Source organism: Paraburkholderia sp. SUR17, from assembly GCF_029536165.1.
Lineage (GTDB): Bacteria > Pseudomonadota > Gammaproteobacteria > Burkholderiales > Burkholderiaceae > Paraburkholderia > Paraburkholderia kururiensis.
The window spans coordinates 75356-102174 of record NZ_CP120508.1; the positions used below are offsets into that span (position 1 = coordinate 75356).

A 26819-nucleotide genomic window follows, 5' to 3' on the forward strand; every position below is an offset into this window, starting at 1 on the left:
CCGCGCAAGACCTCCGCGCGGCGCTTTCCCAGGCGCTTGCCGGTAGCGCCCGCCCGCCTAGCGCTTCCTGCCCGACGAAGCCAGGCCCGTCAGTCCGGCCAGCAGCGCCACGGCGCCGCCTGCAATCAGAAAGATCGTCTTGTTGGTCGGCGCACCCGTAAAGAGGCGCGACATGTCGTTGCTCAGTGAGTGAAACGACTGTCCGCCGAAATACAGCAGCACGACGCCGCCGACGATCAACGCGATCGAAATCGCTTTTGCCATATGGGATACCTCGATGGTGAGCGCGTGATGAATGCACGATGAATGCGTCGCCGCAGTGTAGGCGAGGCGCGTGGCGGCGTCCACGGTCGTCCCGCTATGTGGGCGTCTGCAGGGCGAGTAGCGATTGGCTAACATAGCTGTCCGCGTTTTTACTCCCCCGTCTTTCAAGGACCCTGGCAATGGCCTACGAAGCAGCTTCAGAACGCTATTCGGACATGCAGTACCGCGTATGCGGCAAGTCGGGACTCAAACTGCCGGCGCTCTCGCTTGGCCTGTGGCACAACTTCGGCGACACCACGCCCATTTCGACGCAGCGCGACATCCTGCGCACCGCTTTCGATCTCGGTATCACGCACTTCGATCTGGCGAATAACTACGGCCCGCCGTACGGCAGCGCGGAAACCAACTTCGGCCGCATCTTCAAGGACGACTTCCGGCCCTATCGCGACGAGTTGCTGATCTCGTCGAAGGCCGGCTGGGACATGTGGCCCGGTCCGTACGGCCAGGGCGGCGGCTCGCGCAAGTACGTGCTGGCAAGCCTCGATCAGAGCCTTGCTCGCATGGGCCTCGATTACGTAGACATCTTCTATTCGCATCGCTTCGACGCGGATACGCCGCTCGAGGAAACCGCCGGCGCACTCGCTACGGCGGTGCAGCAGGGCAAGGCGCTGTACGTGGGCATCTCGTCGTACTCGGCGGCGAAGACCCGCGAAATGGCGAAGCTGCTGGCCGAACACAAGGTGCCGCTGCTGATCCATCAACCGGCCTACAACCTGCTGAACCGTTGGGTCGAGCACGAACTGCTCGATACGCTCGACACGCTCGGCGTGGGCAGCATCGCGTTCACGCCGCTGGCTCAGGGGCTGCTCACCAACAAGTATCTGCACGGCGTGCCGCAGGACGCACGCGTGAACCGTCCGGGCGGCGGCTCGCTGCAGCAGAGCCATCTCAACGAGGCGAACCTCGAGCACGTGCGCAAGCTCAACGACATCGCACAACGCCGCGGCCAGAGCCTCGCGCAGATGGCGATTGCGTGGACGCTGCGCGGCGGGCGCGTGACGTCGGCGCTGATCGGTGCGAGCCGTGCCGAGCAAGTGCGCGAGAACGTCGCGGCGCTGAAGAACATCGAGTTCTCGAAAGAGGAGCTCGCGGAAATCGACCGTTACGCGGTGGAGGGCGGCGTGAATCTGTGGGAGAAGCCGTCAACCGATCAGCACGTCTGACGAAATTCGACGCGTCGTACCGGGTGCGTATGCCGCATCGGTCTGATGCGTTCGCCACGCACACGAAGAAAGCCGCCGCAAGGCGGCTTTTTCAATGGAATTCAAGTGAGCGGCAGATGCGCCGCGGCGGTCCGCGCGAGGGAACTCTTACCCTGTCTCTTACCACCCGTTACGATGCGAGCCGCGCCGCTCTCCCGCTTCTTCTCGCTGTCATAAGCCGCTGCTAAGTTCGCCCGCAGCCGACAACCGAGGAGAAACGATGGACCTCCGTGCCGCCGCATCCGCGACGGGCCGCGAGCGGCAGCCTGTGCCGCGCGCCGCGATCGACGTCCGCACGAATGCCGCACTCGCCACGCTGGTGATGCTTGCCGCCGCCGTGCAACTTATCGGGCTGCCATGCGCGCTGCGCATCTGGGGACCCGCCGCGCTGATCGCCGTCGTGCCCGCGATGGTGCCCGTCATCCTCTTGACGCCCATGCACTGGGGCCTTGTTCACGAGGGCATTCACGGTCAGTTGACGAAGCGCCGCGGTCTCAACGAATGGCTGGCGCGCACGCTCTCCATTGCGCTTGCGCTGCCGTTCGACACCGTTCGCTTCGGTCACCTGATGCATCACCGCTTCACGCGCGAGCCTTACGACCGTCCCGACGTCCACGAAACCGGCGCGCCCCGCTGGCGCACCTGGCTCGCGTATTACGTGCGGCTGTTCGGCGGGCTCTACGTGGGCGAGCTCGTGGTGCCGCTGCTGGCCTTCCTGCCGCGCAAACTCTCGCGCACCGTCGTGCTGAGCGCGGTAGGCGAGGAAGGACCCGTCGGTCCCGAGGTGCAACGGCTCTTCGGCAACTTTGCCGCCGACCCGGCGCGGCGCTATCGCATGCGGCGCGACTGGCTGCTGTCGCTGGCCCTCTACGGCGCGTCGTTCTGGCTGTATGGCGTGTGGTGGCCGGTGCTTGCCGCGACGATGTATTTGCGCGGCCTCTGGCTTTCACTTGCCGACAACCTGCCGCACTACGGCGTGGGGCTGGGCGAGCCGGGGCGCGCCCGCAATTTCCGCGTGCCCGGCGGTTGGCCGGTGCTGCTGATGAACCATCACCTGCATCAGTGGCACCACCGCTACCCGACGCTGCCGTGGACGGCGCTGCCCGCTGTGGCCCGCGCATCCGGACACGATGCATCCGACGCACACGCAAGCGGCGCAGTTGGGGAAAACGCGGTGGAAGTGATGACGGAGGACGCAGTGAAAGCCGGCGCACGGAACCAATCGATCCATACCGACAACGCCGACACGCCCTATTTCCGCGCGGCGCTGCGCCAGCTACGTGGACCGAGGGGCGCGCGCGTCCAGCTGGGCGTCGGCCCCGACCTGGCCGATGCGGAGCCATAACCCGCCGAGCCAGCAGCAACAGGCGCTACCGCCGCTACAGCAGTAAGCATCGGTAACGATCAGGCGAACTTACCGTCGAGGTGCCGCAACTGCGCGGTCGACCAAACAACCGCGCAACGGCGCCGCGTCACCACGCGCCGCTACACGAGCGCCGGCAGCCCTTCGACGAGCACGATCGCGAACAGGACGCCAAGCAACGCACCGATCACCCGCAGCGCGTTGTGCCTCAACTGCGTGGCGCACGGCACGGCACCCAGAAAGAGGGCACCGGCAAGCGCCATCGGGATAAGCAGGATGAAGTCGCTGATCGTGAAGTAGTGCGTCATGCTCGTCTCCTTATCGTGTACTGGCAGCGGTGCTGCGGGCGCGTCTTCTGCGACGCGTCTGCTATTTCTCGTCCGGGCGGCCCGGCTGCCTGAATTCAGTATAGGAGACCGTAGGAACTGCGCTCGCGTGGAGCGGGGCGCCTGGGCGAGCAACGCGCGGCACCCGGAGCCCGCTGCGACGGGCCTCTTGGGGCACGTTGGCGTGCGCTGCGCGGCGTTTTGACCGTGTAGTACACACTTACGGGCGCCTTTCGTTTGATGCGATGCGAGTGGGGGAGTGAGGGCCAAAGCGAACGCACACGCGGCGAAACCGCGGCGTCAACCCAGGCCGCTTCCGCTGCCGCAGCCGCTAGGCGGCACCCACGCGCTCCCGTCCGCGCAACCACGTCGCGGCCACCATGCCCACCACGAGCAGTACGCCCACCAGCGCCGCGACGCCGTTCCAGCCGTAGGCTGTCCAGAACCGTCCGCCGTACGAGCCCACGATGCTCGAGCCCAGGTAGTACGTGAGCAGATAAAGCGCGGCGGCGTGGCCCTTGGCCTCTTTCGCGAGCCGTCCCACCCAGCCGCTCGCCACGGCGTGGCCCGCGAAGAAGCCGAACGTCACGCATGCAATGCCGGCCACGATCGCCGCGAGCGGATGCAGCATGGTGAGCAGCAGACCGGCAATCATGATGGCGATGCAGGCGATCAGCACCCGTCCGCGGCCGAAGCGGTCCGCCATGCGGCCCGACAACGGCGACGCGATCACGCCTGTCAGATAGACCACGAAGATCGCGCCGATGGTGGTCTGGTTGAGCTGGTACGGCGGCGCGATGAGCCGGTAGCCGATGTAGTTGTAGAGCGTGACGAAGCTGCCCATCAGCACGAACGCCATGAAGAACAGCACGGGTAGACCCGGGCGCGCGAAGTGCTTCACGAGCGCGCTGCGGTGATGCGCGATGCCGAGCCCGCGGCGCGGCACGAAATGGCGCGACGGTGGGAGCAGCGAACGGAACGCGAGCGTCGAGAGAATGCCGAGCACGCCGATCGTCCCCACGGCCGCACGCCAGCCGAGCAGGTCCGCGACGATGCCCGTAATGACGCGTCCCGCCATGCCGCCAATCGCCGTGCCGCCCACGTAGAGCCCCATCGCGAGGCCCAGCCCGTTCGGGTTCACTTCTTCGGCAAGGTATGCCATGGCGACGGCGGGCACCCCGCCCAGCGCCAGCCCTTCGAGCGCACGCAGCACGAGCAGCTGATGCCACTGCGGCACGAACGCCACCGCGAGCGTGAGCACGGACGACGCCGTCAGCGACGCGGTCATGAGCCGATGGCGGCTCCATCCTTCGGAAACGAAGCCGGCCACGAACACGGCGAACGCAAGCGTCGCCGTGGAGAGCGAGAGCGCGAGGCTGCTTTGGGCGGGGCTTACGTCGAACGCCGTGGAGAACGCGGGCAGCAGCGGCTGCACGCAGTAGAGCAGCGAGAACGTGGCGTATCCCGCGAACAGCAGTGCGAGGCTCGCGTGCCAGTAGGCGCGCGTGCCGCGTTCGAGGAAGGGCTGCGCGGAGCCGGAGGTCGAGTCAACGGCGGCACGTGGATGTGGCGATGAAGCGCCCGAAGCGGACGAAGAAGACGAAGCAGACGAAGCAGAGCGGTGGTCGGATTCCGGCGGGGCGGTCACAGCGGAAGCATCCAGAAGACAAACGAAGGCCCAACCATACACCGATCACGCGGATGCGTCCGTCAGCCCCGCAACCGTTGCGCGAAGCGCTGCCTCGCGAAGCGGCGGGAGTCGCGCATTGCCCGTTACCCTTGGCTCGGCGCGCCGCTATCGCCGGTCTTGTTTGCCTTGCTCGCCTTGTCGGGATGCAGCAACTGGTCGCCCGTCGGCAGCGACGACGCTTCCCAGCCGCCGCCCAGCGCCTTGATGAGCGCCACGCTCGCGGCCATCCGGCGGCGCGCAATTGCTACCGCCTCGCGCTCGTTGGTGAGCGCCGTGGTCTGGGCGACCACCACGTCGAGATACGTGATCGCGCCGGCCGCGTAGCGGTTCGAGACGATCGTGAGTGTGCGTTCGGCCGCCGTCACGGCTTCGTCCTGCGCTTGCGCTTCTTCTTCCAGCACGCGCAGCGCGGCGAGGTTGTCTTCCACCTGGCCGAATGCGGTGAGCACCGTTTGCCGATACTGCGCGACGCTTTCGTCGTACTGCGCCAGGGCTTCTTCCTTCGCCGCCGCGCGGCGGCCGAAGTCGAGGATCGTACCCGCGAGCGTGGGCCCGAGCGACCAGAAGCGCGCGGGCGCGACAAGCCACTGGCTGTAGTCCGTGGCTTCCAGGCCGCCTGTCACCGCGAGAATCAGGTTCGGGAAGAATGCCGCCGTGGCCACGCCCACCTGCGCGTTGGCGCTCACCACGCGCCGCTCGGCTGCGGCGATGTCGGGGCGCCGCTCGAGCAGCGCCGATGGCACGCCGGCAGGCGCCACCACGGGCACCGCCGCGACTGGCGCGACCGGCAGCGAGAACGCAGACGGCGACTCGCCCGCCAGTATCGCGATGGCGTGTTCGAGCTGCGCGCGCTGCACGCCGAGATCGATAGCCTGGGCTTGGGTGGTGCGCAACTGCGTCTGCGCCTGGCCCACATCGGCGTCGGTGGCGATGCCGCCCGCGTAGCGGTGCTGCGTGAGTTCGAGCGACTGACGGTAGGCCTTGATGGTGTCGTCGAGCAACTGGCGTTCGCGGTCGAGCCCGCGCAGTTCGAAGTAGTCCGTGGCGAGTTCGGCCTGGATGGAAAGCAGCAGGCCTTGCACGTCGGCGGCGCTGGCCTGCGCGTTCGCGCTCGCGCTTTCCACGCTGCGCGACACGCGGCCCCAGAGGTCGGGCTCCCACGACGCGTCCGCCTGCACGACGTAGTCGTTGAGCGCCATGCCCGCCGTCGATTTGAACCGCACGTTCTTCGAGGTGCGCGTGCGTGCGTAGTCGCCGCCTGCGGTGACCACCGGGAAGAAGGCCGCGCGCTGCTGGGCGACATTGGCGCGTGCCGCGCGAAAGTGCGCTTCGGCGGCTTTGAGATCCTGGTTCGCGGCGGCGGCCTTCGCTTCGAGGGCATCGAGTTGCGGGTCGCGGTAAACCTGCCACCATGCTCCGCGCGGCAGCGCGTCGGCAGGCTGCGCGGGTTGCCAACCGGTGCCTTCGAGTTCCTTGTAGCTGGCGGCGGTCGTGGCGGTTGGGCGCACGTAGTCGGGGCCCAGCGTGCAGGCGGCGAGCGTCGCGGCGAGAACGACGGCGAGCGCCGCGCGCGCAGCAGTTCGATCACGTTGACGAGTCACCGTGTGCCGCTCGCGGCCACGCCCGTCTGCCCGGCGAACACGCTGCGGCTTCATTGCGCCGCCTTTGTGACATGTGTGGCATGCGCTGCGACGATGCGCACCGGCGCGCCATCCACGATCGAATCCTGCGGATTCACGATGACCTGTTCGTCGCCGCTGAGCCCTGACGCAATCGCGACGCGCGTGCCGAAGTCCGTACCGAGCGTGACCGTGACGAGCTTTACGTGCTGACCATGCTGGCCGTTATCGACGGTGGCCACTTTTACGCCGTCCGGCCGGAACAGCAGCGCGTTGCCCGGCACCGTGAGCGGCGCGGCGCCTGCGCCGAGCGTGAAATGCACCTGTGCGTAGGCGCCGGGCAGCACCTCGCCGCTCGCGTTGTCCACGTCGACTTCGACGAGCATCGTGCGCTGCTGCGGATCCACGGCGCCCGCGGTGCGCACCACCTTGCCCGGATAGTGCTTCGACGCGGTTTCGGTCAACGTGAGAAAGGCGTTCTCGCCGGGCTTGATCTGCAGCGCGTAGGCCTGCGGCACGTTGACGTAGACGCGCAACCGGTCCGCCTGCGCGACATGGAACAGCTCCTTCGCGGGGCCGCCCGAACTGCCCGCGTCGATCAGCGCGCCCACGTCCACGTTGCGCGCCGTCACGATGCCGTCGAACGGCGAGAGCACCTTCTGGAACGACTGCAGCTTTTCGAGCCGCGCCACGTTGAAACGCGCGGCGTCGAGCGTGCCTTTCTTCGCGAGCATGTCGCCCACTTTCTCGTCGGTCTCCTGCTTCGAGACAGACTTTGTTTGCAGCATGCCCATCCATCGGTCGGCCGTGCTCTTCGCGAGCGCGTAGTTGGCCTGGGCGTTCGCGAGATCCGCGCGGGCGGCGCGCAACTGGTCGTCCACTTCGGGCGTATCGATCTCGGCGAGCAGTTGCCCCGCCTTCACGTGCGCGCCAAGGTCCGCGTACCACTTCTTGAGGTAGCCGTTCGTGCGCGCGTAGACCGGCGTATCGAGAAACGCCTGCACGTTGCCGGGCAGCACGAGATCGAGCCCCGCCGAAGACTTCTGCGGATGCACCACCTCCACGCTCAACTGGCTTGCATGTACGGCTTCGCGTTCCAGCGCGGCCTGTGCGTCGCGGCGCGACCAGATACCTTGCGCGGCGAGCGCGAGCACCACCAGCACAGCGACCACCACACCCCAGCGCACGCGGCGTGGAGGCGGGGTGCCCGAACTGTCAGCGCGGTTGCGTTCCATCCAGACTCCGAATCGAAAGAAATGAATCAGGCGAGGTTCAGGGTTTGTTCACCACGTGCGCGGCGGCGCGGCTGCGCCGCTCGCTCAGCCGCCGGTAAATCAGCGAGAACACCACCGGCACGAACACGAGCGTGGCGATGGTGCCCACCGCCAGCCCGCCGATCACGGCGCGGCCCAGCGGCGCGTTCTGCTCGCCGCCTTCGCCGAGGCCAATCGCCATGGGCACCATGCCAATCATCATCGCAAGCGCGGTCATCAACACCGGGCGAAAGCGCGTGAAACCCGCTTCGATGGCGGCGCGCGTCGCATCGCCGTGTTCGCGCAACTGTTCGCGCGCAAAGCTCACCACCAGAATCGAATTCGCCGTCGCGATGCCGATACACATGATGGCGCCCGTGAGCGCCGGAATGGAGAGCGTGGTGTGCGTGAGGAACAGCATCCAGACGATGCCCGCCAGCGCGCCAGGCAGCGCCGTGACGATGATGAACGGATCGAGCCACGACTGGAAGTTCACCACGATGAGCAGATACACGAGCACGATCGCGAAGACGAGCCCTGCAAAAAGGCCCGAAAACGAGTCGTTCATCGTTTGCACCTGGCCGCGCAGCACCACCGTCGATGTGTGCGGCAGTTCGGACTTCGCTTCGCCGATGATCTTCGCGACGTCGTCGGAGACCGCGCCCAGGTCGCGGCCGTCGGCGCCGGCGTAGATGTCGATCGTCGTTTGCGCGTTGTAGTGCGTGAGCACCGCGTTGCCCGCTTCGCGGCGCATGGTGGCGAGCGAGCCCAGCACGTTGCTGCGTCCGTTCGCGGTGAGCGGGATGTTTTCGAGCGACTGCAGCGAGTTGATGGTGTATTGCGGCGCCTCGGTGATCACGTTGTAGCTCACGCCGTTCATCGGATTGAGCCAGAACGTGGGCGTGGTCTGCTGGCTGCCCGATAACGTGATGAGCAGGTCGCTCGCCACGTCGCGCTGCGTGAAGCCGGCTTGCTGCGCGCGTGTGCGATCCACGTCGATGAAGATGCGCGGCAGGTCCGCAGGCTGCTGGATGCGCGCATCGACGAGGCCCGGCACGGTGCGCAACCGGTTCAGCAGGCGCGCGGCGAAGGCACGATTCGCGGCCACCTCGCGGCCCACGATCTGGATGTCGATGGGTGACGGCATGCCGAAGTTGAGCGTCTGGCTCACGATGTCGGCGGGAAGGAAGGCGAACTGCACGCCGGGGAACTCGTCGTTGAGCGTGCGGCGCAGCGTGCGGATGTAGCGTTCGGTCGGGCGATGGCCGGGCGCGAGCGAGATCAGCACATCCGCGTCCGAGGTGCCGATCACGCCCGTGTTGCTGTACGAGAGATTGATGCCCGAGATCGGCAGCCCGATGTTGTCGATGATCGAATGAAGCTCACGTGCCGGGATCAGCGAACGGATGCGGGCATCCACGAGATCGGTGAGCACCGCTGTTTCCTCCACGCGCGTGCCGGTCTTCGCGCGCAGATGCAGCGCGATCGTGCCGGCATCGACCTGCGGGAAGAAGTCGCGGCCCAGAAACGGCATGAGCAGCAGCGAGGCGCCGCAGCACGCAAGAAACACGATCACGAAGATGCCGGGCCGCGCCACGCGTGCGGTGAGAAACGTGCGGTAGCGTTCGCGCAGCGCGTCGAAGCCATGCTCGAACGCGAGATGCGTGCGTACGAACGGATTGCGTGTGGCGCGTGCGGCAGGATGCAGGTCGGCGGGCTTGTGGTGATTGCGCAGCAGATACTTCGCGAGCGTGGGCACGAGCGTGCGCGAGAAGAAGTACGACGCGAGCATCGCGAACACCACGGCTTCGGCGAGCGGAATGAACAGGTAGTGCGCGACGCCCGTGAGCAGAAACATCGGCACGAACACGATGCAGATGGAAAGCGTGGAAACGAGCGTGGGAATGGCGATCTGCTGCGCGCCGTCCAGGATCGCCTGCTCCAGATTCTTGCCTTGCTCGAGTTGCTGGCTCACGTTTTCGATGGCGACGGTCGCGTCGTCCACCAGAATGCCAACGGCAAGCGCAAGGCCGCCCAGCGTCATGATGTTGATGGTCTCGCCCAGGGCTGCGAGCGCGATCACGGAGGTGATCATCGAAAGCGGTATGGAGACGGCGATGATCAGCGTGGCGCGCCAGTTGCCCAGAAAGAGCAGGATCATGAGCGCGGTGAGGCACGCGGCGATCAACGCCTCGCGCAGCACGCCCTGCACGGAAGCGCGCACGAACAGCGACTGGTCCGCAACAGGATCGATGGAGAGCGACGCCGGCACCAGATTGTGCAGCACGGGCATCATGTTCTTGATGCGGTCCACGATGTCGAGCGTGGACGTGTTGCCGCTCTTGTTGATGGTGAGCAGCGACGCGCGCTGGCCGTTCACGCGCACGATGTTGGTCTGCGGCTGGAAGCCGTCGCGCACGTGCGCCACGTCGCGGATATAGACCGTGCCGTTCGCCGTGGTTCGCACCGGAATCGCGTTGAGGCCCGCCAGCGTGGCGGGGCTCGCGTTCATTTCCACCGAATACTCGGTAGAACCGATCTTTGCCGTGCCCGTGGGCAGGATCAGGTTTTGCGCACTGATCGCATTGACCACGTCCATGGGCGAAAGGTTGTGCTCCTGCAGCTTGCGCGAGTCGATGTCGACCATGATTTGCCGCTGCTTGCCGCCGTAGGGCAATGGAGCGGACGCGCCCGGTACCGTGGCGAGCTGCGTTTTAAGGAAGTTGTTGCCGAAATCGAAAAGCTCCTGCTCCGTGAGCGCCGGCGACGAGAGCGCAAGCCGCAGGATGGGCACCGTCGAGGCGTTGTAGCGCAGGATGAACGGCGGCGTGATGCCGGGCGGCAGCGAACGCAACTGCGTCTGCGAAAGGGCGGTGACTTCGGCCAGCGCTTCCTGAATGTTCGCGTGCGGCTGGAAGAAGATCTTCACGACCGCGATGCCGTTGAGCGAAGTGGATTCCACATGCTCGATATCGTTCACAGCCACCGAGAGCCCGCGTTCGTAGTTGAGCACGATGCGCTTTTCCATCTCGTCGGCGGGCAGGCCGTTGTACGTCCAGATCACCGAAAGCACCGGGATGTCGATGTTCGGAAAGATGTCGACAGGTGTGCGCAGAATGGTGAGCGGCCCGACGATCATCAGCAGCAGGGCGAGCACGACGAACGTGTAGGGGCGCCTTAGCGCGAGTCGGACGATCCACATGGACGAGGGCGTTGTGTGGGGTGAAGCGTGGCTTGCATGACCGCGCGGCCGTTTTGCCTGCAACGTGCAATACACCTTTGCGCGGCGATGGCTTCGAGATGCGCGGCGTGACTGTAGCGCGTATTGATGGCGTTAAGCGTAGTTTTGAGGGGCGGCCGCGGCAAGGGGTATGATCCGTCGGTTTACCAAGCGTTACAGTTAGCGTTCCGTAAGTCGAAATACCCGAAATAGCGGGGTTTCGTCGCTATTTAAGCCCTTTACGGGAAGCGAAAAAACAGCAACCATGACGCTTGACCGGCCACGCGGATCGCGCAGGCAAGGCAGCCGGGTGCGCGCGCAACGTTCTGCGAGGCGGCGTTTTTTGTCACCACATTGACCGGCGTTTCATACGCGTGAAGCCGGCATCGAGAACGGGGAAACATCATGCAAGTCGGTTCTATTGTCCGCTCCGTCCATATCGCCGTGCCAGCAGGTGCGCGCGGCATCGTCATGCGCATTCTCGGCGACATGGCCATGGTGACCTGGTACGCCGGCGAGCCCGGCGCGTCGCTGCAACTCAACACCGAGCCGTTCTTTCTGGAAGACCTGATCGATACGGGCGAATTCGTGCGTCCCACGGGCGTGCAGGTGCACTGAGCGAAGCGCTTATCCCTGCTCGCCGCGCGCACACGCGGCACCCGTCTTTCGTCGCCCGCCTGCGTGCACTCAGGTGCACAATGCGGGGATGAACGACGACACCTTCTCCCCGAACGAGGGCGCGAGCGACGAGGCGCCCTACGCCCGGCTCACGCCCGAATGCGTGCTCGACGCGCTGGACGGCGTGCTCTCCACCGTCGGCCTGCGCACCGACGGCCGCATGCTGGCGCTCAACAGCTACGAGAACCGCGTCTATCAGATTGGCGTGGAAGACGGCCCGCCTGTCATCGCGAAGTTCTACCGGCCGAATCGTTGGTCCGACGAAGCGATTCTCGAAGAACACGCGTTCGTGGCCGAACTCGCAGATCGCGAAATTCCCGCCGTGCCCGCGCGTTCCTTCAGCGGACGCACGCTGCACACCTTCGACGGTTTCCGCTTCGCTGTATTCGAACGTCGCGGCGGCCGCGCGCCGGATCTCGACCGACGCGAAACGCTCGAATGGCTGGGCCGTTTCATCGGGCGCATTCATGCGGTGGGCGGCACGCAGGAATACCGGGCGCGTCCGTCGCTGGATATTCAGACGTATGGCTACGACTCGCGCGACTTCCTCGTTTCACACGGCTTCATACCCGCGAACGTGCGCGACGCGTGGGACGCGGCAGTCGCGCTCGCGCTCGAGGGCGTGGAGCACGCGTTCGAGCGCGCCGGCGCATACCGGCGCATCCGGCTGCATGGCGACTGTCATCCGAGCAACGTGCTGTGGACCGACGACGGTCCGCATTTCGTGGATTTCGACGACAGCCGCATGGGCCCCGCCGTCCAGGACCTGTGGATGCTGTTGCCAGGCGATCGCAGCGGCGCTTCGCGTGCGCTCACGGATCTCCTCGCGGGCTACGAAGACTTCTGCGAGTTCGATCAGCGCGAGCTGCATCTGATCGAAGCGCTGCGCACGCTGCGGCTGATTCACTACTCGGCGTGGCTCGCACGGCGCTGGCACGATCCGGCGTTCCCCGCAGCATTCCCGTGGTTCAACACGCAGCGATACTGGGAAGAGCGCATCCTCGAACTGCGCGAACAGATTGGCGCGATGCAGGAAGGGCCGCTCTGGCCGGTCTGAGGCCTCTGAAATTCGCGCTTCATCCCGCTGTCCCGCTGTCTACTTCACCTCGCACGCCGCCACGCATTCCAGCCGCGGCGTGCCGTCATTCGCGCAATCCGCCGACACGTAACGAGCCGACACGTAACGAGTAGAAACACCCGCCGGTTGAGAAATCGGTTGGCCCGTGTAATGATAGCGATTCTCAATTGAAAGGCGCCGCCAGCCTTCGTCACATCTCTCCTCTGTGACCGCCAGCCAGCCTGCAACCGACGGCCGTTCCTGTCGACCGTGCCGGTGGCTGCGCGACTGGGTCCTTGATCCGCCGTGCGGTCCGGTACGGTGGCTTCTCGTCTCGAACCCTCGTCTGCGGCTCCATGCCGCGAGAAACGCGTGGGCGGTCGCCACTATTCTTTGAATCCCGTTGTGCCTGCGCATGGAGCTTGATTTGAACGCGCCTGAATCTATCGATGTCCTCTCTCCCACGCCGGCCCCGCCGATCACGGCCAAACCGGCCGCCGCCGCAACGCTGCAGAGCACGAGCGGCCTCACACGCATCGGCGACGTGGAAGAGGTGGTGCGCCGCCAGCGTTCGCGGCGCGCGAACTTCATCAAATGGCTGCGCAACGTGCACGGCTGGATCGGACTGTGGGGCGCCGTGATCGGACTGATGTTCGGCGTGACGGGCTTTCTGCTCAACCATCGCGGCGGCCCGCTGAAGATATCGACGGGCGAGCCGAGCGTCGAGCAGGTGCAGGTCGCGCTGCCCGACACGCCGCCTCGCTCGCCGCAGGAAATGATGCGCTGGCTTCAGCGCGAACTGAAGATCGAGGGCAAGCCTGGCCGCGTTCGTCGCGAGCCCGCCCACCCTGTGGCCTGGGGCGATCAGCGGACCGTGCAGCCGGAGTTCTGGCAAATGACCCTCGCGGCACCCGGCCACAGCGTGCAGGCCGAGTACTGGGTGGGCAACGGCTACGTCTCGGTGAAGAACACGAGCAACACGTTCTTCGCGACGCTCACGAACCTGCATCGCGGCGTGGGCGTCTCGATGGGCTGGGTGCTGCTCATGGACACCATCGCAGGTTCGCTGATCCTGCTCTCGCTCACGGGCGTGCTGCTCTGGACCGAACTGCACAAGAAACGCACCGTCGGCGTGGTGCTGGTGCTGGGTTCAGTGGCCGCGGCGCTCACGGCCGGGTTGATGTGACGTGATGCGAGGCCGCAGCGCTACACGCTGCACGCCGCGCCCGCATTCGCGGCAATCTCGCGCGCAGCCTTCGCGCCTTCCACCTGCAACAGCGTAGGCAGCGAGACGCCGTTCTTCGCGGCTGTCACCTCGGCGAGAATCGACACCGCAATTTCCGGCGGCGTGCGGCTGCCGATGTAGATGCCCACCGGACCATGCAGCCGCGCAAGCTGCGTTTCGCTCAGATCGAATTCTTTCAGGCGCTCACGCCGCGCCGCGTTGTTGCGGCGCGAGCCGAGCGCGCCGACGTAGAACGCCGGTGTCTTGAGCGCTTCCATCAACGCGAGGTCGTCCAGCTTCGGGTCGTGCGTGAGCGCAATCACCGCGCAGCGCTCGTCGAGCTTCATGTCGAGCACGGTGTCGTCGGGCATCGTGCGGACGATCTTCGTGCCCGGCACGTCCCACACGTCCGTGTATTCCTCGCGCGGGTCGCACACGGTCACCTGGTAGTCGAGGCCCACCGCGATCTGGCAGAGATAGCGCGAAAGCTGCCCCGCGCCGATCACGAGCATGCGGTAGCGCGGCCCGTGAATGGTGAGCAGGCGCGCGTCGTCGAAATCCACGCCATCGGTGGCGAGTGCGGGGCCGAGCGTCGCCTTGCCCGTGGCCATATCGAGCGTGCGCGCCACGAGCCGCCCTTCCTCCACGGCCTGGCACAACTCGGCAATGCCGCTTGCTTTCGTGAGCGGCTCCAGCACGAGCTGGATCGTGCCGCCGCATGGCAGCCCGAAGCGATGCGCCTCTTCGGCGGTGATGCCGTACTTCACCGTCTCCGGATGCGTCTGTTCGATGCCGAGCTTGCGCACACGGTCGATCAAATCGTCTTCGATGCAGCCGCCCGACACCGAGCCCACCACGAGCCCGTCGTCGCGCACCGCGAGCATTGCGCCTTCGGGCCGCGGCGACGAGCCCCATGTCTTCACCACTGTGACGAGCAGCGCGCGATGTCCTTCTTCAAGCCAGCGTGCGCTGGATTTCAGGACCTCGAGATCCACGCTTTCCATGACTTTTTCCTCTTCGTTTCGCCGGTATCCGCGTCTGCCGGCGTTTGGGCGCCGGCCGCGCCTTCGAGCGATTCCGCCTCGGTTTCCGTGGCGCCGCTCGCGGTTTGCAGGGTGCCTTCCTGGTCGGCAGCGCCGTCCGTGGCCTCGGACGCTGCCGGGCCGCCCACGTGTTCGCTGAAGCGCTTGAAGAACTCGCCCGCGATCTTGCGCGCCGCGCCGTCCACGAGCCGCGAGCCGATCTGCGCGAGCTTGCCGCCCACCTGCGCGTGCGCCGTGTATGAGAGCTTCGTCGCGGCGTCGCCCTCGGGTTCGAGCGTCACCTGCGCGCTGCCCTTGCCGAAACCCGCCACGCCGCCCTGGCCTTCGAACACGATGGTGTAGGCACGCGGCGCGTCGATGTCGGTGAGCAGCATGCGTCCTTTGAAGTGCGCCTTCACGGGCCCGACGTGCGCCTGCATCGTGAGTGCGTACGCATTCTCGCCGTCGGGCTCGATGCTTTCGCAGCCGGGAATGGATTGGCGCAGGATGGCCGTGTCGTTGAGCGCTTCCCATGCGCGCTGCTGCGGTACCGGCAACGTGTAGCTTTCGGTCAGTTGCATTGCGTCGCTCCTCCGGTTGTTTTCGTGCGCGATGTCAGCGCCTGGGACCACGGTTCGCCGAGGCTGCGGGCAAACGCCTCAAGACTTTCGAGATTATGGATCGGATGGCAGGAATCGACATGGGGCGCGATCGCTTGCACGCCACGCGCCGTCGGCGAAAAATCGCGATAGCGCAGCAGCGGATTGAGCCACACCACGCGATGCGCGAAGCGATGCAACCGCGCCATCTCGGCTTCGAGCACGTCGATGGCTTCGTAGTCGAGGCCATCCGTGACGAGCAGCACCGTGGCCCGGCCCGCGAGCACGCGCCGGGCCCACCGTCGATTGAATTCCGCGAGCGCGGCGCCGATGCGCGTGCCGCCCGACCAGTCCGACACCTGCGCCGTGAGCGCGGCGATGGCCACGTCGGGATCGCGTTCGCGCAGCGCGCGCGTGGCGTGCGTGAGCCGCGTGCCGAACAGGAACACCTGAAGCCGCTCGCGCGACTGCAGAAGCGCGTGGCAGAAATAGAGCACCGCGCGCGAGTAGCTGCTCATCGACCCAGAGATGTCGAGCAGCAGCACGAGCGGCGGCTTGCGCTGCACGACGGCGCGGTACTTCCAGACCGTCCAGTCGCCGCCCGCGCGCACAGCGTGGCGGGCGCTCGCGCGCAGATCGGCGTGGCTGCCGCGCGATGCGGCCTTAAGCCGACGCGTCGGCTCGGTGGCAAGCGGCAGACGATGGCCGCGAATCAGATGCCGCAGCGCGCGCCATTCGTCGGCGGAGAGCGTGTCGAAATCGCGCTGGCGCAGACGTTCCTCGGCGCTGAACGTCACCTGCGCGTGCAGTTCGTGGCGCTCCTGCTCGCCAGGCGGCGGGTTCGCGCCCGCAGGCGGACGGCGTGCGGCGAGTGCGTCGGCGAGACGGTTGTTGCGCTTCGGCGGCGGCATGGCGCCTTGCACCTTCGGCAGCAGCAGCGCGCGCAGCTTGCCTTCCCAGTCGGGGTCGCGCCAGAAGAGATCGAACGCGGCGTCGAACAGTTCGCGTTCGTCGGGTGCCGAGACCAGCAGCGCCGCCAGCGCGGCACGCACGTCGTCGCGGCGGCCGATGTCGATCCAGCGCAGGGCATCGAGCGCGTCCACGGCGTGCGCCGGCGACATCGGCAGGCCCGCCGCGCGCAGCACGCGCACGAAGTGCACGACGTTGCGCGCGATGGGTGACATCGGCGACATCGGAGGCATCGCCGTCACGGGCTCATGGCGAGGCATTGCGCGATCTGCTGCGCGTCGAGCCGCGCAAGGTCGTCCTGATACTTGAGCAGCACGCCGAGCGTGTCCTGCACGGACTGCGGATCGAGCTCCGTCACGCTGAGCGCTGACAGCGCGCGACACCAGTCGATGGTCTCCGCGATGCCCGGTGCCTTGAAGAGGTCCATGCCGCGCAACTGGTGCACGAAATCGACGGCGCGGCGCTGCAAATCCGCCGACGTCTGCGGCGCGCGCGCCGCCACGATGGCCAGTTCGCGCTCGCGGTCGGGGTAGCCGATCCATTGATAGAGACAGCGGCGCTTGAGTGCGTCGTGCACTTCGCGCGTGCGGTTCGACGTCATCACGACGAGCGGCGGCTGTTCCGCGCGCACGGTGCCGTACTCGGGAATGGACACCTGGAAGTCGGAGAGCAGTTCCAGCAGGAACGCCTCGAAGGGTTCGTCGGCGCGGTCGATTTCGTCGATGAGCAGCACGCGCCGCGCGCCCGGATGATGCTCGTCGGGCAGCAACGCTTGCAGCAGCGGGCGTTTGAGCAGGAATTCGCCGCGGTATAGCGTGTCGTTGTCGGGCCGTTCGCCCGCCGCTTCGGCGAGACGCAGCGCCATGATCTGACGCGGGTAATCCCATTCGTAGAGCGCGCTCGCGGTGTCGAGCCCTTCGTAGCATTGCAGCCGCAAGAGCGTCGTGCCGAGCATGCCCGCCGCGGCCTTCGCGAGTTCCGTTTTGCCGACGCCCGGCTCGCCTTCCAGGAAGAGCGGCCGCTCCATGCGCAGCGCGAGATAGAGCGCGGTGGCGAGTTCGCGGCTCGCCAGATAGCCTTGCGCCGCGAGCTGCGCGAGGGTGTCGTCGATTGAGGCGGGCTGCATGGTGCTCCTGGCGGGTGCTCGTTCGTTGCCGCTGCGGTTCCATACCGAACCCGCAGCGGCTCCACAGACGCGAGCGGCTACCCGTTGGCTTTCGCGACCGCGCGCGCGGCGAGCACCGGAATCAGATGCGCGCGGTACTCGGCGCTGCCGTGCAGGTCGTTGTTGAGCTCGTCGGCGGATACCGTCACGGCGCGTGCGGCTTCGGGCGTGAAGTTGGCGGCGAGCGCGGCTTCCAGGTCGGTGGCGCGGAACACCGAAGGCGCCGCGCCCGTCACCGCGACGCGCACACCGCCCGCCGATTTCGCCACGAACACGCCCACCAGCGCGAAGTGCGACGCTGGGTTGAAGAACTTCTCGTAGGCGGCACGCTCGGGCACCGGAAATTCGACGGCGGTGATCAGCTCGTCGGTGTGGAGCGCGGTTTCGTACATGCCGAGGAAGAAGTCGTCCGCGGTGATGCGGCGGCGGTCCGTGACGACGGTTGCGCCGAGCGCGACGAGCCCGGCCGGATAGTCGGCTGCGGGATCGTTGTTCGCAATCGATCCGCCGATGGTGCCGAGCGCTCGCACCTGGCGGTCGCCGATGTTGCCCGCCAGGTCCGCGAGCGCCGGCAGCACGCGCCGTATCTCCGCGTTCGCGGCGACGTCCGCGTGACACACGGCTGCGCCGACGGTCACGGTCTTCGCGTCGGCGCGAAGCTCCTTGAGCGCCGGAATGCGCGTCACGTCGATGAGCGCCGCGGGCTGCGCGAGCCGCAGGCGCATGGTGGGCAGCAGGCTCTGGCCGCCCGCGAGGAACTTCGCCTCGCTGTTGCCGGAGAGCGCGGCGACGGCGGCCTTCGCATCGGCGGCGCGCTGATAGTCGAACGAATACGAGTACATGTCGTCTTCTCCCTCAGCTGTGGGTCGCCGGACTTTGCGCCGCGCGGATCGCCGACCACACGCGGTGCGGCGTGGCGGGCATCTGGATGTCCTTCACGCCGAGCGGCGCGAGGGCGTCGACAATCGCGTTGATGATGGCCGGCGGCGAGCCGATGGCGCCCGCTTCGCCGCAGCCCTTTACGCCGAGCGGGTTGTGCGTGCACGGCGTGCCCTTGGCCGTTTCCACGTTGAACGAGGGCAGGTCGGAGGCGCGCGGCATCGCGTAGTCCATGTACGAGCCGGAGAGCAGCTGGCCGGTTTCGGTGTCGTAGACGCAGCGTTCCAGCAGCGCCTGGCCGATGCCCTGGCCCAGCCCGCCATGCACCTGGCCTTCAACGATCATCGGGTTGATGACGTTGCCGAAGTCGTCCACGGCCGTGAAGCGGTCGATGCGCGTCTCGCCCGTGTCCGGGTCCACTTCCAACTCGCAGACGTAGGCGCCCGAGGGATAGGTGAAGTTGGTCGGATCGTAGAAGGCGCTTTCGTCGAGGCCCGGTTCCAGCGTTTCGAGCGGATAGTTGTGCGGCACGTAGGCGGCGAGCGAGATGTCGGTGAAGGTTTTCGTGCGGTCGGTGCCGCTCACGCGGAACACGCCGTCGCGAAACTCGATGTCTTCCGCGGACGCTTCCAGCAGGTGCGCGGCGATCTTCTTCGCCTTCGCCTCGATCTTGTCGAGCGCCTTCATGATGGCCGAGCCGCCCACCGCGATGGAGCGCGAGCCATACGTGCCCATGCCGAACGGAATGCGGCCGGTGTCGCCGTGCACGATATCGATGTTGTCGATGGGCACGCCGAGGCGGTCGGAGACCACCTGCGCGAAGGTCGTCTCGTGACCCTGGCCGTGGCTGTGCGAGCCGGTGAACACGGTGACGGAGCCGGTGGGATGCACGCGGATTTCGCCCGCCTCGAAGAGACCGGCGCGTGCACCGAGCGCGCCCGCGATGTTCGACGGCGCGAGCCCGCAGGCCTCGATGTAGCACGAGTAGCCGAGCCCGCGCAGCTTGCCGCTCTGCTTCGACGCGTCGCGCCGGGCCGCGAAGCCTGCTACGTCCGCGAGTTCGAGCGCGCGGCCAAGGCACGCTTCGTAGTCGCCGGTGTCGTAGGTGAGCCCGACCGGCGTCGCGTACGGGAACGCGCGGATGAAGTTGCGGCGGCGCAGTTCGGCCGGATCGATCTTCATCTCGTGCGCCGCGGTTTCGACGAGACGCTCCACCACGTAGGTCGCTTCGGGGCGGCCGGCGCCGCGATAGGCGTCCACGGGCACGGTGTTCGTGAACACCGCTTTCACTTCGGCATAGATGGCGGGCGTGGTGTACTGGCCCGCCAGCAGCGTGGCGTAGAGGATGGTGGGCACGCTGGAGGCGAACGTCGAAAGGTACGCGCCCATGTTCGCCGTGGTGTGCACGCGCATGGCGAGGAACTTGCCGTTGGCGTCCAGCGCGAGTTCGGCCTTCGTCACGTGGTCGCGGCCGTGGGCGTCGGAGATGAAGGACTCGGAGCGCTCGGCCGTCCACTTCACGGGCCGGCGAATTTTCTTCGAGGCCCAGGTGAGCGCGACGTCCTCGGCGTAGAGAAAGATCTTCGAGCCGAAGCCGCCGCCCACGTCAGGCGCCACCACGCGCACTTTCGATTCGGGCAGTGAGAGCACGAACGCCGACATCAGCAGGCGCTCGACGTGCGGATTCTGGTTCGCCACGTAGACCGTGTAGCTGTCGTCCTGTGGCGAATAGCTCGCGTTGACGGCGCGCGGCTCGATGGCGTTCGGGATCAGCCGGTTATTGACGATTTCCAGCGTGGTGACGTGCGCGGCGCCGGCGAACGCGGCATCCGTCGCGGCCTTGTCGCCGTGGCCCCACGTGTAGCAGGTGTTGTCGGGCACGTCGTCGTGCACGAGCGGTTGGCCCGGGTCCGCCGCATGGGCCGTGTCGATCACGGCGGGCAGCATGTCGTACTCGACCTCGATGGTCTCGGCGGCGTCCTTCGCTTCTTTCACCGATTCCGCGATCACGAGCGCGACCTGGTCGCCGACGTGCCGCGCCTTCGTGTGCGCGATCACGGGGTGCGGCGGCTCGTGCATGGGCGAGCCGTCGATGCTGTGAATCAGCCAGCCGCACGGCAGGCCGCCCACGTTTTCCGCGGCGAGGTCCGCGCCGGTGAATACGGCGATCACGCCGGGCATGCTCTTCGCGGCGTCCGTGTTCACGCTCTGGATCGTGGCGTGCGCGTAAGGCGAGCGCACGAATACGGCGTACGCCTGCTGCGGCAGCACGATGTCGTCGGTGTACTGGCCGCTGCCGGTGAGGAAGCGATAGTCTTCCTTGCGCTTCACGGAGGCGCCGATCATCCGTTGCTGTTCGGGTGCGTTCATGGCGGGCTCCTTCACGCGCGCGGCGCATCCGCCTTCATGGCGGCGGCACCTTCCAGCACGGCTTTCACGATGTTGTGATAACCCGTGCAGCGGCACAGGTTGCCGTCCAGCTGACGGCGCACATCGGCTTCGGTGAGATCGGGATTCTGGGCAACCAGGGCCGCCGCGCTCATCACCATGCCCGGCGTGCAGAACCCGCACTGCAGGCCATGGCATTCGCGAAACGCGGCCTGCATGGGATGCAGCGTGCCGTTGGCCGCGAGCCCTTCGATGGTGGTGATGTCGGCGCCTTCGGCCTGCACGGCGAGCATGTTGCACGCCTTCACGGCGCGGCCGTTCAGATGAACAGTGCAGGCGCCGCATTGAGCGGTGTCGCAGCCGATGTGGGTGCCGGTCAGGCGCAGCTTGTCGCGTAGAAACTGGACCAGCAGCGTATGAGGCTCGACCTCGGCGGTCACGGGCGCGCCGTTGACCGTCAGGCGGATACTGATCGCCATCGCTTGTCTCCTATGGGGGTAGAGACCTGCCTGGGCCCGCATTCACCTTCACTGCCCTGCCATATCGCCCGGCTGCCGCTTGTGTGGCCTGCGGCACACCTGCATAGAGGGTCCGACTGGGGTCCGGCTGGTTTGTGCTTTTACGGTGTTGCTCGCGGTGTTGCCGCAGTGTTGCTACGGATATCGCCTTCAGTGCCGCCCGGGAAGTAAAGCACAAATTCGGCCTTTGTGCTGCGCGGGTTTTACCGCTTGAGCGGTGCGTGCAGCCGGGTTGCCGGCCGCACGAAGGCCGATGCATGCACGTGCATGGATGCAAAAAAACGGCACATCCGTTGCGGGATGTGCCGTTGGGTGTGCCATTGGATGTGCGCGGCGGCAAAGGCTGGCCGCGCGGTATCGGAGTGCGTGGACAGCGCTGCGTGCGCCTCGCTCCGTGTGCTTCGCTCAGTGCGCTTCGGTCGTATGCGCAAGACGCGAGTGATGACGCGAATAGCCGAAGTACACCACCATTCCGATCACGAGCCACACGAGGAACGCGGTCCACGTGACGGGCTGCAGATTCACCATCAGGAAGAGGCACGACGCCACCGCCAGCACCGGCACCACCGGCACGCCGGGGCAGCGGAAGGCGCGGGGCAGATCGGGGTGCGTCTTGCGCAGCACCAGCACGGCGATGGAGACCATCGAAAAAGCCGCGAGCGTGCCGATGTTGATCAGCTCGGCCAGCACGTTGAGCGGCACGAGCGCGCCAATCAGGCCAAAGAAGATGCCGACGAGCCACGTGGTGAGGAACGGCGTCGCAAAGCGCGGATGCACGCGCGAGAGCGCGGCGGGCAGCAGGCCGTCGCGCGACATGGCGAAGATGACGCGGGTCTGGCCGTAGCTCATCACGAGAATCACGGTGAGCATGCCGAGCACGGCGCCGAGATCGATGAAGCCCGCTACCCAGGTCTCACCGACCACCTGGAGCGCGTACGAAACCGGGTGCGAAATGTCGGCGAACTTCGCAGACGGCACGATGCCCGTTACGACCGCCGCCACCGCCACGTAGAGCACGGCGCAGACGGCGAGCGACGAGATGATGCCCACCGGCAGGTCGCGCTTCGGGTTCTTCACTTCCTCGGCCGCGGACGAGACGGAATCGAACCCGATGAACGCGAAGAACATGACGGCCGCGGCACCGAACACGCCGTGCCAGCCGTTCGGCATGAACGGCGTCCAGTTGGCCGGCGTGACGTGGAACACGCCGACCGCGATGACGAGCAGCACGACGGTCACCTTGATCGCAACCATGATGTTGTTGATGCGCGTGGATTCGCGCACGCCTACAGAGAGCAGCGCGGTGATCGCCATCATCACGAGGAACGCGGGCAGGTTGAAGAGCGTGGTGACGCCCTTTACCGCGCCGGGCGCGGCGGTGAGCGCCGTGGGCAGCGCAATGCCGAAGCCCGAAAGCAGCGATTGCAGGTAGCCGGACCAGCCCACCGAGACCGCCGAGGTCGCGAGCCCGTACTCGAGCATCAGGTCCCAGCCGATCACCCAGGCCGCAAGCTCGCCGAGCGTCGCGTACGAATAGGTGTAGATGGAGCCGGCGACGGGAATCGTGGATGCGAACTCGGCGTAGGCGAGCGCGGCGAAGCAGCAGGCAATGGCGGCGATCACGAAGGAGACCATCAGTGCGGGGCCGGCCTGGACCGCGCCGGTGCCGGTCAGCACGAAGATGCCCGTGCCGATGATGGCGCCGATGCCGAGAAACGTGAGATCAAGGGCGCCGAGGGCCTTCTTGAGGCCAGCGCCTTGCGCGCTGGCCAACATGTGTTCGACGTTTTTCCTGCGAAAGAGGGACATTGTCCGGGGGCTCCTGTGATGCCTGCCATGCCTCCCGCGCCGTCCAGCGTCCGGTGCGGAAGTACGCCAATAGTGCGTTTCCGGATGAGCGGAAACGACGGTGAAACCTTAAGAGGAAACTAAGGGGAAACCCGCAATTTTAGCCGATGTGAAAAGGCCGCCTTATCGGGCGCGGCGCCCGGGCCGGATGGGATCGAGTGAAAGTTGCCCCATGTTGGGGCGGCGAGAGCGCGAAGTCCGCGTCGCGGCAGGCGGGCGGAGCGGGCTTTTGCTTATTGGGGCAAATTGCCGCAATGAAGGCGCGGCGGCATGAGAAATCGGTCTCGCAGCCTCAGCCCGTCATTGCCGGGTTCAGGTCGATGAGGCGGTTGCTCATCACGTAGAACGTGAGTTCGGCGTTGTTGCTGAGCTTCATCTTTTCCAGCAGCCGCGTGCGGTAGACGCTCACCGTCTTGACCGACAGCGACAGGGCTTCGGCAATGTCGGTGAGGCGCTTGCCCGAAGCCAGCATGCAGAGCGTCTGGTACTCGCGGTCCGAGAGCTTTTCGTGCGGAAGCTGCTCGCCGTCGAAGGAGACGTAGTCGGCCAGCGCTTCGGCCATCGCCGGGCTCACGTACTTGCGGCCCGCGGCGACTTGCTGGATGGCCGAGATCATCTGCGCGGCATCCACGGTCTTGGAGAGATAGCCCGCCGCGCCCGCCTTGAGCGCCCGCACGGCGTACTGGTCTTCGCGATACATCGAGAACATCAGCACCGGCATGCGCGGCGCCTTGCGCTTGATCCGTTTCAGCACCTCGACGCCGTTTGTGTCGGGCAGGGAAATGTCGAGCAGGATCACGTCGTAGACCTGCTTGCCGATGGCGGCGAGCGCGTCCGCGCCGGTTTCGGCCTCGGACACTTCGCGCGCCACGCGGCGGTCCAGCAGCAACTGGCGTACGCCTTGGCGCACCACGGCGTGATCGTCCACGAGCAGGATGCGCAGGCTCATGGCAGGACCTTCGCTCGCCGAACGGGCTGAACCGCTTGGGCTGCTGGAGCCGGTTCAACCGATTGATGGGAGCCGGCTTGCGCGGGGACAGCGCCCGTCAGCGCGTCCCAGGCGAAGCGGGCACGCAGGCGGGTGCCGTGCTTCGTGCGGCCGACGCTGGCATTGACGCCGGCGCTGGCGTCGGTGCGAGGGCGCTTCGCGACGATCTGCAGCTTGCCGCCGAAGGCTTCGCAGCGCACCCGCATGCCGCCGACGCCGAAATGGCCGTCGAGCCCCGCGTCTTCGTCACGCTCGGCCGCCGAGCGGCAGCGCCGGGCGGCGCGCCGGGAGAGGCCGACGCCATCGTCGCTGACGATCAGCGTGAGATAGCGGCGGCTGGTTTCGATCTGGACGTCGGCGCCGGTGGCGTGTGCGTGGCGCGCCACGTTAGTGAGCGCTTCCTGTGCGACCCGGAAGATGGCCAGCGCAGAGGCCGGCGGAAGACGCGTGAGGCGCACGTCGGCGGCGCAGACGAAGCTGGTGCGAAGGCCGGTGCGCTGGGCGAAGCCGCCCGTCCATTGAGACAGTGCGCGCACGATGCCGGCGTCCAGCTGCGGCGCGTGAAGGCCGGCGAGCGCCTGCCGTACGGCATCGCCCGTTGCGTCAAGCGACCGGCGCACGAGGGCGAGCGCTTCCAGCGCGGCTTGCGGCACGTCGTCGGGAAGGCGGGTTTCGAGACTGGCGAGGGCGAAATGGGTGGCCGTGAGTTCGGCACCCACACTGTCGTGCAGTTCGCGGGCGAGCTGGCGGCGCGTGGCTTCGCCCACGGTAGCCAGTTCGGCCGCGAGTGCGTTCACGCGGGCCCGCAGGCGGGCGAGTTCGGACGCGCTACTGGGCTGTAGCGGCGCGGAGGCGGCCACGGACACGGCGAGCGAAGGCGGATCGGTCCGGGCGGGCGTACGTGTGTCTGCCGCCAGCGTGCCGCGGGCCGCACGCCTTGGGCGGGCGGACGCGCTGCCGCTGATCGGTATGACGGTCGACGTATCCATGACTCTCCCTTGAGGAAGCGGTTCAGCCAGACGGTTTGCGTCGATTGACGAAGGCGCCGGAATGCATGTCGCGCTACGGCGCGGAACCAGAAAATTACCACGGCCGGGCGTAACGAAATTTACATTCAGTAACAACGCGGCGGGCAGTTCGGACGACCCCCGGGCACGCCCTGGCTGCGCCGCGATGATAGCTTAAAAAAATGTAAAAAGCAGTCCAGACAAGGCTTGGCGAGCAGTTTTTATACGACAGTCTGAGGTACGTCGACCCAATCCTTGTAGGAAGAATCCCGACATGAAAGGTAAAGGACAGGTGAGGAATTTGTAACGGCCAGACGCCTCTGTAGCGCGGCTATGTCGTGTCGACTCGCGTTTCTTCCGGACGAAAAAAAACCGGAGCCCAAGGCTCCGGTTTCGAGCACCCGCCGCGATAGAGCGGCAAGGCGTCATCTATTTGCATACCGCAGGAAGCGGCTCAACCCACGAACGCTTTTTCCACCACGTAGTGGCCCGGGTCGTTGTTGCTGCCTTCCTTGAAGCCAAGGCCGTCCAGCAGCTCGCGCGTGTCGCGCAGCATGTGCGGGCTGCCGCACAGCATGACGCGGTCGTTTTCCAGCGAAAACGACGGCACGTTCAGGTCTTCGAACAGCTTCTTCGTCTCGATGAGTTCGGTGATGCGGCCGCGGTTCTCGAACGTCTCGCGCGTGACCGTCGGGTAATAGATCAGCTTTTCGCGCACGACGTCGCCCAGGTACTCGTGGTTGCGCAGGTCTTCGGTGATGAATTCCTTGTACGCCAGCTCGTCCACGAAACGGCACGTGTGCGTGAGCACCACCTTTTCGTAGCGGTCGTACACGTCCGGGTCTTTGATGATCGACATGAACGGCGCGAGCCCCGTGCCCGTGGAAAGCAGCCACAGCGTCTTGCCGGGCAGCAGGTTGTCGGCCATGAGCGTGCCGGTGGGCTTCTTGCCGATCAGCACCGAATCGCCCACCTTCAAGTGTTGCAGGCGCGAAGTGAGGGGGCCGTCCTGAACCTTGATGCTCAGGAATTCCAAGTGCTCTTCGTAGTTCGCGCTCGCCATGCTGTAGGCGCGGATCAGCGGCTTGCCATCGACTTCGAGGCCCACCATCGTGAACTGGCCGTTCTCGAAACGCAGGCCCGGGTCGCGCGTGCAGGTGAAGGTGAAGAGCGTGTCGGTCCAGTGATGGACGGAAAGAACGGTTTGCGTGGTCAGATTGCTCATGGTTCCAGGATGTGCAAAACAAGGGCCGCGGCGGCGGGCGCCAGCTGGCAGGCAAAGGCTGTGTGTGCTGCGCGAACCCGGTCCGGGAACGATGCGCAATCGGCTATTTTACCGCGCCTCGTGAGGGCGGGCGCCGCAGCGGCGAAACGCGGGACGGGTGTGGGGGTGTGGCTCGCGCGCGGATGGTCGCGCGGCCCGGCAGACGATTTTCACGAAATGATACCAAACCGCTCCTGCGCCGCAGCATTGACCCT

At 66.4% G+C, this 26819-nt stretch carries 22 protein-coding genes; 5 read left to right on the top strand and 17 right to left on the bottom strand.

All coding sequences use genetic code 11. From position 1 onward, the window contains the following. Window positions 1–57 precede the first annotated feature (57 nt). Window positions 58–264 (bottom strand): DUF3185 family protein, encoded by a 207-nt coding sequence (locus tag P2869_RS00365; protein WP_026120964.1) that lies wholly within the window; start codon window positions 262–264, stop codon window positions 58–60. A 179-nt stretch (window positions 265–443) separates the two neighbouring features. On the opposite strand from P2869_RS00365, the gene mgrA reads away from it, so the two are divergent. Together mgrA and P2869_RS00375 are read left to right on the top strand one after the other, a co-directional pair. Next, the gene (mgrA, locus tag P2869_RS00370) at window positions 444–1487 is read left to right on the top strand and encodes an L-glyceraldehyde 3-phosphate reductase (RefSeq protein ID WP_017772408.1); all 1044 of its coding nucleotides are present in this window, start codon (window positions 444–446) and stop codon (window positions 1485–1487) included. A 259-nt stretch (window positions 1488–1746) separates the two neighbouring features. Beyond that, window positions 1747–2871, top strand: coding sequence for a fatty acid desaturase (locus P2869_RS00375; RefSeq protein ID WP_277597149.1), 1125 nt, complete (start codon window positions 1747–1749; stop codon window positions 2869–2871). Between the two features lie 140 nt (window positions 2872–3011). Here P2869_RS00375 and P2869_RS00380 read toward each other — a convergent pair whose 3' ends face one another. The 5 genes from P2869_RS00380 to P2869_RS00400 form a co-directional block, all read right to left on the bottom strand. Further along, a complete protein-coding gene (locus P2869_RS00380; RefSeq protein WP_042299277.1) occupies window positions 3012–3197 on the bottom strand; it encodes a hypothetical protein in 186 nt (61 codons plus the stop codon). Between the two features lie 349 nt (window positions 3198–3546). Further along, window positions 3547–4692 (bottom strand): MFS transporter, encoded by a 1146-nt coding sequence (locus P2869_RS00385; RefSeq protein ID WP_277598171.1) that lies wholly within the window; start codon window positions 4690–4692, stop codon window positions 3547–3549. Between the two features lie 296 nt (window positions 4693–4988). Next, window positions 4989–6560 carry an efflux transporter outer membrane subunit gene (locus P2869_RS00390; protein WP_277597150.1) on the bottom strand — a complete coding sequence of 524 codons (1572 nt, stop codon included), beginning with the start codon at window positions 6558–6560 and terminating at the stop codon, window positions 4989–4991. Then, window positions 6557–7759 (bottom strand): efflux RND transporter periplasmic adaptor subunit, encoded by a 1203-nt coding sequence (locus tag P2869_RS00395; protein WP_277597151.1) that lies wholly within the window; start codon window positions 7757–7759, stop codon window positions 6557–6559. Before P2869_RS00395 ends, P2869_RS00390 begins: the two co-directional genes overlap by 4 nt. Window positions 7760–7796: 37 nt before the next feature. Beyond that, the gene (locus P2869_RS00400) at window positions 7797–10979 is read right to left on the bottom strand and encodes an efflux RND transporter permease subunit (RefSeq protein WP_277597152.1); all 3183 of its coding nucleotides are present in this window, start codon (window positions 10977–10979) and stop codon (window positions 7797–7799) included. A gap of 423 nt (window positions 10980–11402) precedes the next feature. On the opposite strand from P2869_RS00400, the gene P2869_RS00405 reads away from it, so the two are divergent. The 3 genes from P2869_RS00405 (at window position 11403) to P2869_RS00415 (ending at window position 13918) form a co-directional block, all read left to right on the top strand. Beyond that, complete coding sequence (locus P2869_RS00405; RefSeq protein ID WP_017772415.1) at window positions 11403–11615, top strand: hypothetical protein; 213 nt, start codon at window positions 11403–11405, stop codon at window positions 11613–11615. 88 nt (window positions 11616–11703) lie between these two features. Then, entirely contained in the window at window positions 11704–12732 is a 1029-nt protein-coding gene (locus P2869_RS00410; protein ID WP_277597153.1) for a serine/threonine protein kinase, read from the top strand. A gap of 427 nt (window positions 12733–13159) precedes the next feature. After that, a complete protein-coding gene (locus P2869_RS00415; RefSeq protein ID WP_277597154.1) occupies window positions 13160–13918 on the top strand; it encodes a PepSY-associated TM helix domain-containing protein in 759 nt (252 codons plus the stop codon). Window positions 13919–13938: 20 nt separating this feature from the next. On the opposite strand, the gene P2869_RS00420 is transcribed toward P2869_RS00415, so the two are convergent. The 11 genes from P2869_RS00420 to P2869_RS00470 form a co-directional block, all read right to left on the bottom strand. Beyond that, window positions 13939–14961 (bottom strand): XdhC family protein, encoded by a 1023-nt coding sequence (locus tag P2869_RS00420; RefSeq protein WP_277597155.1) that lies wholly within the window; start codon window positions 14959–14961, stop codon window positions 13939–13941. Beyond that, window positions 14934–15560 (bottom strand): carbon monoxide dehydrogenase subunit G, encoded by a 627-nt coding sequence (locus tag P2869_RS00425; protein WP_277597156.1) that lies wholly within the window; start codon window positions 15558–15560, stop codon window positions 14934–14936. Before P2869_RS00425 ends, P2869_RS00420 begins: the two co-directional genes overlap by 28 nt. Continuing rightward, entirely contained in the window at window positions 15551–16771 is a 1221-nt protein-coding gene (locus P2869_RS00430) for a VWA domain-containing protein (protein WP_199543160.1), read from the bottom strand. Before P2869_RS00430 ends, P2869_RS00425 begins: the two co-directional genes overlap by 10 nt. A 14-nt stretch (window positions 16772–16785) precedes the next feature. After that, on the bottom strand, window positions 16786–17673 hold the full coding sequence (locus tag P2869_RS00435) for a MoxR family ATPase (RefSeq protein ID WP_277597157.1): 888 nt from the start codon (window positions 17671–17673) through the stop codon (window positions 16786–16788). A 77-nt stretch (window positions 17674–17750) separates the two neighbouring features. Then, window positions 17751–18554, bottom strand: coding sequence for a xanthine dehydrogenase family protein subunit M (locus P2869_RS00440; protein ID WP_277597158.1), 804 nt, complete (start codon window positions 18552–18554; stop codon window positions 17751–17753). A 13-nt stretch (window positions 18555–18567) separates the two neighbouring features. Continuing rightward, the gene (locus tag P2869_RS00445) at window positions 18568–20961 is read right to left on the bottom strand and encodes a xanthine dehydrogenase family protein molybdopterin-binding subunit (protein ID WP_199542940.1); all 2394 of its coding nucleotides are present in this window, start codon (window positions 20959–20961) and stop codon (window positions 18568–18570) included. Window positions 20962–20972: 11 nt separating this feature from the next. Next, a complete protein-coding gene (locus tag P2869_RS00450) occupies window positions 20973–21458 on the bottom strand; it encodes a (2Fe-2S)-binding protein (protein WP_017772424.1) in 486 nt (161 codons plus the stop codon). Between the two features lie 444 nt (window positions 21459–21902). Further along, on the bottom strand, window positions 21903–23306 hold the full coding sequence (locus P2869_RS00455) for an amino acid permease (protein ID WP_026120965.1): 1404 nt from the start codon (window positions 23304–23306) through the stop codon (window positions 21903–21905). A gap of 331 nt (window positions 23307–23637) precedes the next feature. Beyond that, on the bottom strand, window positions 23638–24294 hold the full coding sequence (gene rqpR / locus P2869_RS00460) for a response regulator transcription factor RqpR (RefSeq protein WP_017772426.1): 657 nt from the start codon (window positions 24292–24294) through the stop codon (window positions 23638–23640). After that, window positions 24291–25322, bottom strand: a complete 1032-nt coding sequence (locus P2869_RS00465; protein ID WP_277597159.1) for a histidine kinase — start codon at window positions 25320–25322, stop codon at window positions 24291–24293. Before P2869_RS00465 ends, rqpR begins: the two co-directional genes overlap by 4 nt. Window positions 25323–25794: 472 nt before the next feature. Beyond that, window positions 25795–26565, bottom strand: a complete 771-nt coding sequence (locus tag P2869_RS00470; protein WP_277597160.1) for a ferredoxin--NADP reductase — start codon at window positions 26563–26565, stop codon at window positions 25795–25797. Window positions 26566–26819 lie beyond the last annotated feature (254 nt).